Here is a 13,830-nt window from a genome sequence, read left to right on the forward strand (position 1 = left end):
TTTGTCACTCGTGTTTTTAATTTTTTTACCTATACTCGCAGCCCTGCTGATTCCGCTGCTGTTCAAAAAACTTAGCCGCGTCCATACGGGCTGGTTTGTCTTGATTGTTCCCGTGATTTTATTCACCTATTACGCTTCTTACCTTCCACGAACGATGGAAGGCGGAACTTTCACTTCAGAATTTCAATGGATCCCTTCCTTGGATATTGCATTCATCGCATATCTGGATGGATTGAGCCTTCTGTTTTCTTTGTTGATAACAGGGATCGGTGCGCTGGTCGTTTTATATTCAATCTTTTATTTGGATAAGAACCGCGAGCAATTACATAATTTTTACGTTTACTTATTGATTTTCATGACCGCGATGCTCGGAGTCGTCCAATCCGACCATATGATTACGTTGTACCTTTTCTGGGAACTTACCTCCATTTCCTCATTCCTGCTGATCGGTTATTGGTATACACGCGACCGTTCACGCTTCGGGGCTTTAAAGTCAATGATGATCACCGTCTTCGGCGGCTTGATGATGCTTGGAGGCTTTGTGCTTCTCAGCATCATGGGCAATACTTATTCAATCCGCGAGCTTATCGCTCAAGCACCGGACCTTGTGCAGCATGAGTTCTTTTTATGGGCGCTCGTGCTCATCTTGCTTGGTGCCTTTACGAAATCTGCACAATTCCCATTCTATATCTGGCTTCCGGATGCCATGGAAGCGCCTACTCCTGTAAGCGCGTACTTGCATTCGGCGACGATGGTAAAAGCCGGTCTTTATCTGGTAGCGCGTTTTACGCCGATTTTCGCCGCTTCCGGTCTTTGGGTTTGGCTTGTCACCGGTGTCGGGTTGTTTACGATGATTTGGGGATCAATCTTTGCCCTTAAACAAAAAGACCTGAAAGGGATTCTGGCGTTTTCAACCGTTTCGCAATTGGGTTTGATCATGAGCTTGCTCGGTGCTTCCGCAATGGGATTCCATGTAGAAGACGCGGCTGGCACAGTGTTTAAATATGCGGCATTCGCCGCCATATTCCATTTGGTCAACCACGCAGTGTTTAAAGGCAGTCTGTTCATGGTTGCTGGAATCGTCGACCACGAAACAGGGACGCGCGATATCCGCAAATTGGGCGGCTTGATGAGCCTGATGCCGATTTCCTTCACGATTGCCATGATCGGCTCGCTGTCGATGGCCGGCGTTCCGTTGTTCGGCGGTTTCCTGAGCAAGGAGACGTTCTTGACTGCGATGCTCGCCATTACCGAGTTCGAACTGTTCTCGATGGATGTCTGGGGCTTGTTGTTCCCTGTCATCGCTTGGGTCGGCAGTGTCTTCACGTTTGTTTATAGTTTGTATTTCGTGCTTCACACGTTCACAGGAAAACACAAGCCGGAAGAGTTGCCGAAGCCTGCGCACGAAGCACCTATCGGTATGCTCATCCCCCCAGCAATCCTGGCAGTGCTTGTTATCGCGATATTCTTTATTCCAAATGTTGTCGGCGACTGGATCGTCAAACCGGCAGTGTTGGCAATTCAACCATTCCTTTACAGCTCGCCGGATCAAGTGGATGTCCATGTTTCCGCGTGGCACGGCTTTAACACTGAATTGTTTATGACGCTCGGCATTTTCGCTGTCGGCGGCCTGTTGTTCTGGCTGCTGCGGAAATGGCAACCTGTCTATGACAAAATGCCGGAAACTTTTTCGCTTAACAGCCTGTACAATTTTATGATGTATCTGAGTAACAACGGTGCCAAGCGCTTTTCCGCCATTTACATGACAGGCTTTATCCGTTCGTACCTGGCTTATATGTTCGGTTTCTTCGTATTGATCATGCTCAGCACGCTGTATTTGGTTGATGCATTTGTTTTCGATACCAGCAATTTGGCGCCGATTGGCCTGTATGAAATCTTTATCGCCATTGCTCTGGTTGCCGCAACAATCACGACGATTGCAGCGAAGTCGAGACTGACCGCTATTGTCGCTTTAGGTGCGGTAGGGTACTCCGTCGCGCTGTTCTTTGTCATATTCCGTGCACCGGATTTGGCGCTGACACAATTGGTCATCGAAACCATTTCCGTGGCGTTGTTCTTGCTGGCGTTTTACCACTTGCCAATCAAAAGCAAAAAAGAGGAACGCATCAGCTTTAAAGTCGGAAATGCGATAATCGCTCTCGGAGTCGGCGTTACAATGACATTGGTTGCGTTATCAGCGCATTCACAGAAGCTCCTTCCTTCCATTTCCGAGTTCTACAAAGAAACAGTTTACACGGAAGCCGGAGGCGGAAATATTGTCAACGTCATACTCGTTGACTACCGTGGATTTGATACTTTATTTGAAATTGCCGTTCTCGGTATTGCTGGAATCGGAATCATTACAATGATTAAGCTCCGATTGAGCAAAAAGGAGGGCCACCATGAAAACAAATGATGTTATGCTGCAAACGGCTACGAAGGTTGTCATTTTCATCATCCTTCTGTTTGCAGTCCATATATTCTTCGCCGGGCATTATACGCCAGGCGGGGGTTTTGTCGGCGGCCTGCTGACAGCGAGCGCTGTCGTCTTGCTGATGTTGGCGTTTGATCTGGATACTGTGAAAAAGATTCTTCCGCTCAATTACGTTGCCATGATTGCGATCGGCTTGCTGATTGCACTTGGCACAGCCGGCGCGTCAATCATATTTGATGTTCCTTTTTTCACTCACGCTTATGATTATTTTGATCTGCCGCTATTCGGCAAAACATCGCTGCATTCTGCCGCGTTGTTCGATTTAGGAGTTTATTTGGTTGTTGTCGGAGTTACGATGACCATTATTCAAACGATTGGAGAGGATGAATAATGGAAGTTATCATGTCGGTTGTCATCGGTTTTCTGTTCATGGCAGCTGTTTACTTAATGCTTTCTAAAAGCTTGATCCGCATTATTATCGGCACCGGACTCTTGAGCCACGGAGCCCATTTGCTGCTGTTGACGATGGGCGGACTCGGTGGATTGGCTCCGCCGGTCGTGGCGGATGGCGTCAGCGTATCGGATTATGCCGATCCCCTGCCCCAAGCCTTGATTTTGACTGCAATCGTCATTTCGTTTGCAGTGACATCATTCTTTCTGGTGCTTGCTTACCGCGCATACCAGGAACTTGGCACAGACAATATGAACTTGATGAGAGGAACTGAAGATTATGAGTAATTTGCTTCTTTTCCCCATCATTATCCCCTTGTTGTTTGCAATCGTTTTGATGTTCTTCCCAAAAAATGTTTCATTGCAGCGGTCCACGGCAGTTGCCGGTGCGGCGGCTACCTTAATCGCAGCTATCGTATTATTGGTAAAAGTCCAAAATGACGGCGTCCAAGCCATTACATTAGGAAGCTGGCCGGCACCATTCGGAATTTCCATGGTATCCGATCTGCTTTCTGTGCTGCTAGTGCTCAGTGCAAGCTTAATTACCTTGTTTGTGATTTTATACAGCATCCCGACAATCGGCGTGGCGCGTGAACGTTCATTCTACTACCCGGCTGTAATGTTCTTGCTGGTCGGCGTCAATGGCGCGTTCACGACAGGAGATATTTTCAACTTATTCGTTTTCGTTGAAGTTCTGTTGATGTCTTCTTACATGCTGATTGTCCACGGCGGCGAAAAACCGCAATTGCGGGAAAGCATCAAGTATTTGCTAGTGAACATCATTTCTTCTGCATTGTTTGTAGCAGCAGTCGCGTATTTGTATTCAGTTACTGGCACGCTGAACATGGCCGACTTGGCAGTCAAAATACCGCAAATCGAATCCACGGGCATTTTAACCTTGATTGCCGTCATGTTTTTAGTGGTCTTCGGATTTAAAGCATCCATTTTCCCGCTTTACTTCTGGCTGCCGGGCTCTTATTACGCTCCGCCTACGCCGATATTGGCTTTATTTGGCGCATTGCTGACGAAAGTCGGCGTCTATGCGATCATGCGTACATACACCTTATTTTTCATCATGAATACCGGATTCACGCACGAACTGCTGGCGATTATCTCGATTTTGACTATACTCGCCGGCTGTGTCGGAGCTCTCGCGTATTTCGATGTAAAGAAAATCATTATCTACAATATCATCATCGCTGTCGGCGTCATCTTGTTTGGCGTATCCCAATTGAATGAGGCAGGCATCAATGGATCGATTTTCTACCTAGTCCATGACATGCTCATCAAAGCCGCGCTGTTCTTCCTTGTCGGCATCGTAGCGGTCATTTTCGGCACGACCAACCTTCGGGAAATGGGAGGTTTAATGAAAACCTATCCATTCCTGGGCTGGGTCTACCTGATTGCCGCATTTGGTTTGGCAGGCATTCCGCCGCTCAGTGGATTCCCTGGCAAATTGTTGATTGTCCAAGGCGGTTTTGAAGGCCCCCATTTCTGGGGCAGCATCGTCATTTTAGCGACCAGCCTGCTGGTGCTGCTAAGTGCTATGCGAATCTTTATCTATGCATTCTGGGGCGAACCTAAAGGAACAATGCCTCTGGAGAAAACAACTTACCGCAGAATGCTAATACCGACAGTCGTCCTTGTAATCATTACTGTCGTACTTGGAGCCGGTGCTGAAATGTTCATGCCGCTGTTTCAAGGTGCAGGAGAAGTTCTATTAAATCCATCCATCTATATAGATGCGGTATTAAAGGAGTAGAAGACCATGTCCCTGCAAATATTGTTGAATTTTTTCTTGGCCGGCGTCTGGATGTTCATAACGGACAATTTTACTCCCGCCGGTTTCACCATCGGTTATTTGGTTGGCCTCCTGCTCGTTGTCATGATGCGCAGGTTTTTCTCAAGCAGGCTTTACCTCCATCGAATCTGGGCAGTCATATCCCTCTTCTTCCTGTTCCTAAAAGAATTGGTGCTGTCGAGTTTTGCAGTGTTCAAATTGGTCATCCAGCCGCGCTTGGACATCAAGCCAGCAATTTTCGAGCTGGAGACCGAATTGGAACAAGATTGGGAAATCACCTTGCTTGCTGCTTTGATTACATTGACGCCAGGTACGCTCGTTCTCGGCATATCTGATGACCAGAAAAAGTTATACATCCACGCCATCGATTTTGAAGATATCGACGACGCCGTGTCTTCGATAAAAAATACATTTGAACGCGCAATCTTGGAGGTGAGCCGCTCATGATGACATTTTACTGGGTTTCCTTGCTCATAATCAGTGTCGCTTTTGTCGGGCTGCTGTTCAGGCTGATTAAAGGGCCAAGCATTGCTGACCGTATTGTCGCACTAGACGCGTTAGGAGTTGCGCTTGTCTCCATTATCGCGCTCTTGTCACTTATTTTAGAAACCGAGTTCTTCCTTGCAATTATTCTTTTGCTGAGCATCCTTGCTTTTATTGGGACGGTGGCATTTGCGAAGTTTATTGAGAGAGGTGTGATTTTCGATCGAAAACCTAATCGTTAATTCATTAATCGTCATCTCCATTAGCGTAGGAGTCATTTTCAGCGTCGTTACAGCCTTGGGGCTTATCAGGCTCCCTGATGTCTACACTCGGACCCATGCGGCTTCTAAGAGTGCAACACTTGGCGTTTTGGGCATACTGACAGGAACCTTTCTCCATTTTTTGCTGATTGAAGACCATTTTAATCCCCAATTGATCATCGCCATCGCTTTCCTTTTCATCACGTCCCCAGTTTCCGGCCATTTAATCGGCCGTGCTGCCTATATGTCAGGCACTGAGTTGGCTAAAGAAACGGTGCGAGATGATATGAAAGTATTGCGGGAGAAACCGAAAGACGTTAAATAAACAAAAAAAGAGTTGGCAAGCGAAAATCGCTTGCCAACTCTTTTTTTGTTTATTGCTGTTCAGCCATTTTCTCAACAAGCATCGCTAGTGTCCGGACCATTGCGCCTGTTCCGCCCTGCGGTCCAAGGTCATGTGCTGAAGCTGCGTGGGAAGTGCCAGCGATGTCCAAATGGATCCACGGCGTCCCTTCCGTGAATTCCCCGACAAAGCCTCCTCCAAAAATCATGTGGCCATCGCGGCCTGGCGAGTTGTTCAAATCGGCTACATCGCTTTTGCGAATGCGTTTTTTGTCGCTTTCTGTTAACGGCAAGCGCCAGACAAATTCACCTGTCTCTTTTGCTGCATCCATGAACGCGTCGAAAAATTCGTCATCATTCGACAATGCCCCTGTTTTGTCGTTGCCGAGCGCCACGATGACACCGCCGGTCAACGTTGCCACATCGATGATTTTTGTAGCGCCAAGCTGCTTGGCATACGTCACGGAATCCGCTAGCACCAGGCGCCCTTCTGCATCGGTGTTGAGGATTTCAATTGTCTTGCCGCTGAGTGATGTAATAACATCATCCGGTTTGAACGCATTCCCTGAAACCATATTATCGGTCGAAGCGATCACAGCAACCACGTTTTTTTCTGGCTGCAATTCACCGATAATTTTCATCGCGCCAAGCACAGCTGCGGCTCCCCCCATATCGCCTTTCATGCCGACAATGCCATCTTTCGGCTTCAACGAGTAACCGCCGGTATCGAACGTGATTCCTTTTCCGACAAGCGCAAGCGGATCATCGAACCCGTCTGTCGCTTTGTATTTCAAGACGATAAGCCTCGGCTCTTCGACAGAACCCTGATTGACAGCAAGGATAGCACCCATCCCCAGCTCTTCCATCTCTGCTTTGCCCAAGATTTCTGTTTCGAAGCCATATGTGTCTCCAAGTTCTTTGGCGTAGTCCGCAAGCATTGTCGCCGTCAACAAATTGCCAGGCATATTGACCAATGTCCGCGCTTCGTTGACCGATTGGCCAAAAACGTGTCCAATAAAAGCAGAAGCTGACACTTCTTCTTCATTGCCGTCCGTTAAGAACGACAGCATTTCCACTTCCACGTCCGCTTCGTTTGATGACGTTTTGTAATCATCAAAGCTATAAGTCCCCATCGTAATGCCCTCTGCTGCCAAATAAGCGGCGTTCTCAGCATTCACTGCATCATTTTGAAACGAGTCCAAATACACAGCCGCGTGACGGATTTTTTTCTTCGCCAACTCTTTTCCAGCGAGTGCAAATGCCGTACGAACAATGTCTTCTGTCAATTTTTTTCGGTCATCCAATCCAACGAATAAAACCCGTTGAATCGAACCAGACAATGTTGGATAAGCGACTATGGAATTCAAATCGAAGGAAAGACCCTGCTTGGTCCAGTCCTCCAGTTTGCCATTGAACCGTTCAGAAAAACCTTGCCAGTTTTTCGTATTTTCCGGATGGCGGGTCAATCCCACCACTAAAATATCCGCTTCACACGCTGCAGCATCATTTACTATTGTAAACTCCATTTTAAATCCCCCTTTATGTTGTTTTCCATTCAAGTGTAGCATTAATTTGGTAGGGCTAGTCGTTCGTAAAACGAAATATTTTCCATTAAGAGAAAAAGGCAATTATGATATACTGAAAGCATTAATGGATTAGGAAAGGTTGTGTACTGGATGGAATTTTTCTCAAATCTTCCGCTGATGATTGCTTTATTCGCTATCCTTTTTGCCCAATTTGTAAAAATCCCCATTCACTACGCAGTAACGCGGGAACTCAATTGGAGCCTCTTCACTTCTACAGGAGGCATGCCGAGCTCACATTCCGCAGCCGTCACTTCCCTCACCACTTCCGTCGGCATTCAGCATGGCGTGGATTCAACCATCTTTGCAATTGCGACGATGTTTGCGGTGATTACGATGTACGATGCGACAGGCGTCCGCTTCCAAGCTGGCCAGCACGCGTTGACCATCAACAAGCTGCGACAGGATCTGCACTTGTTCATGAATGAAACGAGAAGCTGGTCCCAGAAAGCGGAAGAGGAAAAAATCAAAGAGCTCAAGACGCTTCTCGGCCACAAGCCAAGCGAAGTATTCATGGGCGCATTGACCGGCATCGCGATCGCATTTGCGATACATGGTTTGGTTCAGTAAAGAACAGCTAGATGTTATTTAACGATATTCCGCAAAACAGCTGCGCTTGCCGCGGGCGAGCGCCAAGCCTCCTCAGTCGCTTCGCTCCCTGCGGGGTCTCGGCTGTCTCGCTTTCCCGCAGGCGTCTCCGCTGTTTTGCTCCATATCGAGGAATTAGCTAGAAACTGTAAACTTTGTAACTTTTAAATTCTTTATCCAAAGAGGTAGTTCGCTATTAAGAAAGACCTTTGAATGAAGTGGAAGGCGGCGACTCCAGCGGGAGCAGTGACGGAGCAAAGTGACAGAGCGACGCGAGTCGAAGACCCTGGAGCGAACGCAGTGAGTGAAGCGGCTGAGGCCATGCCCGCGGAAAGCGTCCGCCTGTCTCTGCATCGCTGCGCTAGCTTCGAGACATGAAAGTACGTTGAAGCGCAATGAAAAGGTACCAACATAATAAAAGCGCCAACCCAATTGGGTCGGCGCTTTTTTTTCAAAAAACTTTAAAACATTTGATAGCCCATTTTACGCAGGACTTTCATGACAATGCCTGACGTGATTGCTCCTGCCATACCTGCGGATAGAACCGCGATATCGGTTGCTGTCAACGACATCAATGTGTTGCCGAGCATGGTGAATGATTCGCCTGGATTTGTGAAATAATCGAAAAAGCCGACATCGTCAATAATCAGCAGCACGACTATCGGATAAACGATCGCCATCAGCCATGTCATTCTCAATAACATATTAAGCAAAAATCCAATGCCGAAAAACATAACAAAGAATAGTAAAACCGAAATCATCAATTGTACAATACTAAATGAAGTGTCCATCTTTTCTAACCTCCGATATTCCTTCCATCAGTTTACCCGAAATAGAAACGGCTTTCAATGTCCGGAACCAGAGTTCATCGGTTTGTCACGAATATGGATGCTTAGCGTGCAGAAATTTAAAAAGCGTACACGGGGAATCCCCGCATACGCTTGCTTAGCCTTACTTTTTACCAGATCCTGAACAGCAGGAGCACGTTTCTGAACCTCCCAATCTCAATTGGAAGTAGCCTTTGCCTCCGCAATATGGGCAGTGGTTGCCGGGCTTAGATTTTTTAAATATCTTCATTCGAAACACCTCCTCCTGTTTTGTTTGTAATATTCTGATAATATAACATGGTCCAATTCATTATGCAAGTATAAAAAAAGGAATGTAAACGGATACATCCCCTTTTTTCTTTCATATTCACGTTTTATCCATAGTTTTTCTCTATTTTTTAAAAAATAATTTGTAAGTCGAATAGCCGAAAATGTCACCCGGATCAACGTCTTCAATGGATTCAAATCCTTCTTCCAGGACGTAGTTGACCATTTCATAAAGCATGACAGAAGCCTGCCCTTCTTCAGCGAGCGAAGCCGGCGTCATCCAAGCCGCTTCATACAGTTCGGCTGCTTGGACTGTGATGCTTTCGCTTTCATCTATCGGCTGCAGCAGAAAGATCGCCATGTTATCGCTTATTTCTTCGCGGATAACGCCGCTCCGAAAGCCGACCATTCCCATCAGGCGGCAACTGATGCCTGTTTCTTCTTTCACTTCTCTTAAAGCAGCCTGGTCCACGGTTTCTCGCGGCTCCACAAACCCTGCCGGGAGCGACCATTTGCCATGCAGCCCACCGTATCTCTTCTTTACGACAAGCCACTCTTTATTCGAATTGATGACCAGGCCGGCGGCACCGAGCCAGACATTGCCTCTTTTGTGTTTTGACATGCCAATAAAACCCCTTTAACAAAAAAAGCTCCCATTTACGGGAGCTTCAGCTTATTTCAATACGTTGAATTTACCTTTTTTCATGACCAATGATGCGCCGCCTACCATGTAAAGTGCACGGTTATCAATCATTTTCTTCATGAATGAAGCACGTTTGCCTGTTACTTTTTTGCCGAAGACTACGCCGATTGCATCGTCATCGCCCAATGAACAAACAGTACCTTTTAAATCAGGGACGAATTCTGTTGTTTCGCCGTCTTTGATCATTTCTGCAATGTTCTTCGCAGTCGCTTCCCCTTGCTGCATTGCAATCTGTGCAGTTGGCGGGTACGGACGGTTTGTTTCTTCATTGATCATCAATGCGCAGTCGCCGATGACGAATACATCATCAGAGCCTGGAACTGTAAGATCTTTGTCGACTTTAACGCGCGCACGCATGTTTTCAATGCCTGACTCTTCAATCAATCTGTTGCCGCGGATTCCAGCAGCCCATACAACAGTGCCGGCTTTGATGAATTCGAAATGATCTTCGCCTTTTTTGATGTTTACGCCTTCTGGAGTCGCTTCGACAACTGGTGTGCCGATTGAGAATTCAATGCCTTTTGATTCTAGTTTGCCTACTGCATAGCTGACAAGCTCAGGATCGAATCCTGGCAATACCATCGGTGCAGCTTCTACGCAGACAACGCGCACTTTTTCACGGGGTACGTCGAACTCTTTGCAAAGTTCTGGTACGCGGTTCGCAAGTTCACCAAGGAACTCGATGCCAGTGAAGCCAGCTCCGCCGACAACAATTGTCAAACGGCTGTCGTCTTTCACGTCATCTGTAGACCAGTTCGCGAACTGGAATTCGATGTGCTCACGGATGTAGCGGGCAGCTTTTACGTTGGCAATTGATAAAGCGTACTTATCAAGGCCAGGAATGCCGAAAGTTTCCCCTTCGAATCCTAATGCAATGACAAGGTAGTCGTAGGAAAATACGCCGTTGTCAGTTGTCACTTTTTTGCCTGTTACATCGATTGCTTCAACAGTCGCTTGCACGAACTTCGTTTTCACGCTATCGATTACATCTTTGATATCATAGCGGACCTGGTCAGAAAGCAAAGTTCCAGCTGCAGCTTCATGCAGCCATGTGCTTTCATAATGATATTCGTTTTTGTTGATCAATGTAATGTCCGCGGCATCTGTGCCGAGAACTTTTTGCAGATTCACTACAGTAGTCAAACCACCGTAACCTGCTCCCAATACTAATATTGACGGTCTTTTCAATGAAATCGCAACCACCTTCAAATCGAATTTTAAAACGGAATAACTTATTTGGATGAGTCCTATAAATTCATACAAACTCCTATACCTTATATTAGACCTTTTACAACCCTATTTCAACTGCAGATTGCCCAGTCGGCTCCCTTGCATCAACAGACCGTCAAGCTTCCGCCATCTTTTGAAATTTCGCTGTCCAAGCTTGGGCTCCAATATCCATAAATACAAAAAAGCCTTCTTCGCAGTTAAAATTGCGAAGAAGGCTGCTAGCCACATTTCTATCAGCAGTTTTCAGGTGTACCTGTTTTCGTAGCCGTGCGGAAAGATGTCCCACAGCCGCACGAAGCGATGGCGTTCGGGTTTTCAATGGTGAATCCCCCACCCATCAATGATTGCTTATAATCGACGACAGTGCCTTGCAGAATCGGCGCATCATTTTTCGCAATCAAAATCGGGATGCCATACTGTTCATATTGATCGTCTTCAGAACTCGCCTGTTTTTCAAAACCCATGCCATATGTCAGGCCACTACAGCCGCCGCCATTGACCGCGACGCGAAGGAACGAATCCTCTTCACCGTTATGGCGCATCATCTCTTTTACTTGGAAAGAAGCTGCTTCAGTTATTTCGACAACTTGTGTCATACGTATCCCCTCCTTCTTCTTATCATATCAATATCGGCCAAGCCACTACAAGCGAATGCGCTTATGCCATATACAGAAAAAAGGGCCTCATAGGCCCTTTCTCCATTAAAATACCTGTTCTACTTCAACGACGCCTGGAATTTCTTCCATCAGCGCACGTTCAATCCCCGCTTTTAATGTAATTGTCGAACTCGGGCAGCTTCCGCATGCGCCAAGCAGACGGAGTTTTACGATGCCATCTTCTATGTCGACCAATTCACAGTCACCGCCGTCACGCAAAAGGAATGGACGCAATTTATCTAGGACTTCCATTACTTGGCTTTCCATCATTGCTTCAGTCATTTATATCGACTCCTTTCATTATAATCATTATAATGTGATTGAGAGGAAAAAGCCACTAATGAATTCACAGGAGGTCTACCAAAATGCCGAAAGAATTGTCTATTGAAGTATATGGAACAGATGTAATCTGCGCCAGCTGTGTAAACGCGCCGTCATCCTTAGACACCTACGAATGGCTGCAGGCTGCCATAGCCCGTAAATATGATGGACAGCCATTTTCAATTACCTATATCGATATTGAGAAACCCCAGACAGAAGAACACCGCAAAGAGTATGTCCAGCGCATCCTTGATGATGAATTTTTCTATCCGCTTGTGCTTGTGGAAGGCGAAGTTGTCGGTGAAGGCTATGTGCAATTGAAGCCAGTCTACAAAGAACTGGAAAAGCACGGATTTGCAGCAGCAGAATAAATGCATGCAAAAAGCGCCCAAAATTTGGGCGCTTTTTCTTATTCTTATCCGTTATGCCATTTATACATCCATAATACGCCTGATTTCATCAATCGGGCGATGCGGCCAGTCACAGTGCGATCGGCCAAATAAGCGAAGCCTTGTTTTTTGCCGAGTGAGCCAAGGAAGCCTTTTAGCTGGATTTCCGGCATTTTCTCCGGCAGCGCTTCATTTCTCCAGACGGCTTTCAATATTTTAACGATTTGTTCGGCTTGTTCTTCTGCGAGCTGCGCTGAAGGCGCCATCGGCAATGCCGCGCAATCGCCGACGACGTAAACGTGCTCGTCTTCCGGCAATTGATGGTATTGATTGATCAGGACGCGCCCTGTGGTGTCGCAGATTAGGTTCAAATCGCGCACCGGCTTGACCGGCTGGATGCCAGCAGTCCAAACTACTGCATCCACAGGAATCGTTTCTTCGTGATTGTAAAGCATTTTCGGCTCGACTTTCGTGATGTTGGAATTGGAAACAACGTCAACATTGTTATTATCAAACCATTTTTTCACAAAATTGCTTAGACGTTCCGGGAAGTCGCGGAGGATGCGCGGGCTCCGGTCGAATAATTTGATCTTCAAATCCTGCCTGCTTTCACGCAATTCGCTCGCCAACTCAATCCCGCTGAGCCCTGCTCCGACAACCCCGACTACCGCTCCAGCGGGCAAGCCCAGCAAGGTTTTATACGTTTCGCGGGATTTGCCGATCGTTTGGATGCTGTAGGTGAATTCGTCAGCTCCCGGAACGCTGTGATATTTGTCTTCGCAACCCAACCCGATGACGAGGTCGTCATAGAGGACGCGCTCGCCGTTATCCAGGCAGACGGTTTTCTCGTCCAAGAGGATTTCCGTGATTTCGCCGTTGACGATCGTCAAACGGTCGCTTTCCGGGAAAGCGACGCGCACTTCATGGTCTGATGCCGTACCGGCAGCCAGTGCATAAAATTCGGTTTTCATGCTATGGAATGGGGTCCGGTCGATTAAAATGATTTCTGTATCGAGCGGCAAGTTGTTCGGCAGTAAGCGAAGCAAAATTCGCATATTGCCGTATCCGCCTCCAAGTAAGACTAATTTTCGCATAAATATCTCCTTTGTAATTTAACTGTCTGCATAATTTCTCAAATATGAGTATAGCTGATTGTGATGACTTTCACAATACATTAAGCGAAATCAAATAATTGACTAGCGCTTGAAAAAAAGGTAGGATTTCGTTGTAGTGAGGTGACCTAAATGAAACCGATTGTAGAATTTTGCATCAGCAATATTGTCAATGGAGCACAACAGTCTTTCGAAAAACTGGACCGCGACCCGAATCTTGACGTTCTAGAATATGGCTGTTTAAGCTATTGCACAAAATGTTCTGAAGGCCTTTATGCCTTGGTAAACGGCGAAATCGTCGAAGCTGATACTCCTGAAGAATTGACAGACAAGGTCTATGAGTTTATAGAAGAAAATCCGTTGTTTTAAAGCCGCTTTTCAGCG

19 protein-coding genes are annotated in these 13,830 nt (G+C 46.7%); 11 read left to right on the forward strand and 8 right to left on the reverse strand.

Features of this window, described 5'->3' with window-relative positions:
- The first annotated feature begins 1 nt into the window (after position 1).
- Genes AC4EHB_RS14710 through mnhG form a run of 7 tightly spaced genes read left to right on the forward strand, consistent with a single transcriptional unit; the run spans position 2 to position 5,753 of the window.
- Positions 2 to 2,416, forward strand: coding sequence for a Na+/H+ antiporter subunit A (locus tag AC4EHB_RS14710; protein WP_490981929.1), 2,415 nt, complete (start codon positions 2 to 4; stop codon positions 2,414 to 2,416).
- The gene (locus AC4EHB_RS14715) at positions 2,403 to 2,825 is read left to right on the forward strand and encodes a Na(+)/H(+) antiporter subunit B (RefSeq protein WP_490976547.1); all 423 of its coding nucleotides are present in this window, start codon (positions 2,403 to 2,405) and stop codon (positions 2,823 to 2,825) included. Before AC4EHB_RS14710 ends, AC4EHB_RS14715 begins: the two co-directional genes overlap by 14 nt.
- Entirely contained in the window at positions 2,825 to 3,172 is a 348-nt protein-coding gene (locus tag AC4EHB_RS14720) for a Na(+)/H(+) antiporter subunit C (protein ID WP_490976546.1), read from the forward strand. Before AC4EHB_RS14715 ends, AC4EHB_RS14720 begins: the two co-directional genes overlap by 1 nt.
- Entirely contained in the window at positions 3,165 to 4,646 is a 1,482-nt protein-coding gene (locus AC4EHB_RS14725) for a Na+/H+ antiporter subunit D (protein WP_490981930.1), read from the forward strand. The genes AC4EHB_RS14720 and AC4EHB_RS14725 overlap by 8 nt, the downstream gene beginning before the upstream one ends.
- Before the next feature lie 6 nt (positions 4,647 to 4,652).
- The gene (locus AC4EHB_RS14730; protein WP_490976544.1) at positions 4,653 to 5,132 is read left to right on the forward strand and encodes a Na+/H+ antiporter subunit E; all 480 of its coding nucleotides are present in this window, start codon (positions 4,653 to 4,655) and stop codon (positions 5,130 to 5,132) included.
- Positions 5,129 to 5,410: a Na(+)/H(+) antiporter subunit F1 gene (locus AC4EHB_RS14735; protein WP_490976543.1), complete on the forward strand. Its 282-nt coding sequence runs from the start codon at positions 5,129 to 5,131 to the stop codon at positions 5,408 to 5,410. The genes AC4EHB_RS14730 and AC4EHB_RS14735 overlap by 4 nt, the downstream gene beginning before the upstream one ends.
- 19 nt (positions 5,411 to 5,429) lie before the next feature.
- Positions 5,430 to 5,753 carry a monovalent cation/H(+) antiporter subunit G gene (gene mnhG / locus AC4EHB_RS14740; RefSeq protein WP_490982027.1) on the forward strand — a complete coding sequence of 108 codons (324 nt, stop codon included), beginning with the start codon at positions 5,430 to 5,432 and terminating at the stop codon, positions 5,751 to 5,753.
- A 49-nt stretch (positions 5,754 to 5,802) separates the two neighbouring features.
- Here mnhG and AC4EHB_RS14745 read toward each other — a convergent pair whose 3' ends face one another.
- Positions 5,803 to 7,296: a leucyl aminopeptidase gene (locus AC4EHB_RS14745; protein WP_490981931.1), complete on the reverse strand. Its 1,494-nt coding sequence runs from the start codon at positions 7,294 to 7,296 to the stop codon at positions 5,803 to 5,805.
- 150 nt (positions 7,297 to 7,446) lie between these two features.
- Between AC4EHB_RS14745 and AC4EHB_RS14750 the strand changes: the two genes are divergently transcribed.
- Positions 7,447 to 7,923 (forward strand): divergent PAP2 family protein, encoded by a 477-nt coding sequence (locus tag AC4EHB_RS14750; RefSeq protein WP_490976541.1) that lies wholly within the window; start codon positions 7,447 to 7,449, stop codon positions 7,921 to 7,923.
- Positions 7,924 to 8,154: 231 nt separating this feature from the next.
- A complete protein-coding gene (locus AC4EHB_RS14755; RefSeq protein WP_490981932.1) occupies positions 8,155 to 8,319 on the forward strand; it encodes a hypothetical protein in 165 nt (54 codons plus the stop codon).
- A gap of 83 nt (positions 8,320 to 8,402) precedes the next feature.
- Here the strand turns inward: AC4EHB_RS14755 and AC4EHB_RS14760 are convergent, their stop codons facing one another.
- From AC4EHB_RS14760 to AC4EHB_RS14785, 6 genes are all read right to left on the reverse strand, one after another.
- Entirely contained in the window at positions 8,403 to 8,732 is a 330-nt protein-coding gene (locus tag AC4EHB_RS14760) for a YuiB family protein (RefSeq protein ID WP_490981933.1), read from the reverse strand.
- A gap of 160 nt (positions 8,733 to 8,892) precedes the next feature.
- Positions 8,893 to 9,018 (reverse strand): YuiA family protein, encoded by a 126-nt coding sequence (locus tag AC4EHB_RS14765; protein WP_290213185.1) that lies wholly within the window; start codon positions 9,016 to 9,018, stop codon positions 8,893 to 8,895.
- A 141-nt stretch (positions 9,019 to 9,159) separates the two neighbouring features.
- Positions 9,160 to 9,657, reverse strand: coding sequence for an NUDIX domain-containing protein (locus tag AC4EHB_RS14770; protein WP_490976538.1), 498 nt, complete (start codon positions 9,655 to 9,657; stop codon positions 9,160 to 9,162).
- A gap of 51 nt (positions 9,658 to 9,708) precedes the next feature.
- The gene (locus tag AC4EHB_RS14775; protein ID WP_490976537.1) at positions 9,709 to 10,926 is read right to left on the reverse strand and encodes an NAD(P)/FAD-dependent oxidoreductase; all 1,218 of its coding nucleotides are present in this window, start codon (positions 10,924 to 10,926) and stop codon (positions 9,709 to 9,711) included.
- Between the two features lie 275 nt (positions 10,927 to 11,201).
- Positions 11,202 to 11,564 (reverse strand): HesB/IscA family protein, encoded by a 363-nt coding sequence (locus AC4EHB_RS14780; protein ID WP_490976536.1) that lies wholly within the window; start codon positions 11,562 to 11,564, stop codon positions 11,202 to 11,204.
- 105 nt (positions 11,565 to 11,669) lie between these two features.
- Positions 11,670 to 11,906, reverse strand: coding sequence for a NifU family protein (locus tag AC4EHB_RS14785; RefSeq protein WP_300992117.1), 237 nt, complete (start codon positions 11,904 to 11,906; stop codon positions 11,670 to 11,672).
- 83 nt (positions 11,907 to 11,989) lie between these two features.
- Here AC4EHB_RS14785 and AC4EHB_RS14790 point away from each other — a divergent pair, with 83 nt between their 5' ends.
- Positions 11,990 to 12,316 carry a YuzD family protein gene (locus AC4EHB_RS14790; RefSeq protein WP_490976535.1) on the forward strand — a complete coding sequence of 109 codons (327 nt, stop codon included), beginning with the start codon at positions 11,990 to 11,992 and terminating at the stop codon, positions 12,314 to 12,316.
- A 44-nt stretch (positions 12,317 to 12,360) separates the two neighbouring features.
- Here the strand turns inward: AC4EHB_RS14790 and AC4EHB_RS14795 are convergent, their stop codons facing one another.
- The gene (locus AC4EHB_RS14795; protein ID WP_490976534.1) at positions 12,361 to 13,428 is read right to left on the reverse strand and encodes an NAD(P)/FAD-dependent oxidoreductase; all 1,068 of its coding nucleotides are present in this window, start codon (positions 13,426 to 13,428) and stop codon (positions 12,361 to 12,363) included.
- Positions 13,429 to 13,578: 150 nt separating this feature from the next.
- Between AC4EHB_RS14795 and AC4EHB_RS14800 the strand changes: the two genes are divergently transcribed.
- Entirely contained in the window at positions 13,579 to 13,815 is a 237-nt protein-coding gene (locus AC4EHB_RS14800; RefSeq protein ID WP_490976533.1) for a YuzB family protein, read from the forward strand.
- Positions 13,816 to 13,830 lie beyond the last annotated feature (15 nt).

The organism is Planococcus sp. TJ-302 (genome assembly GCF_058268455.1).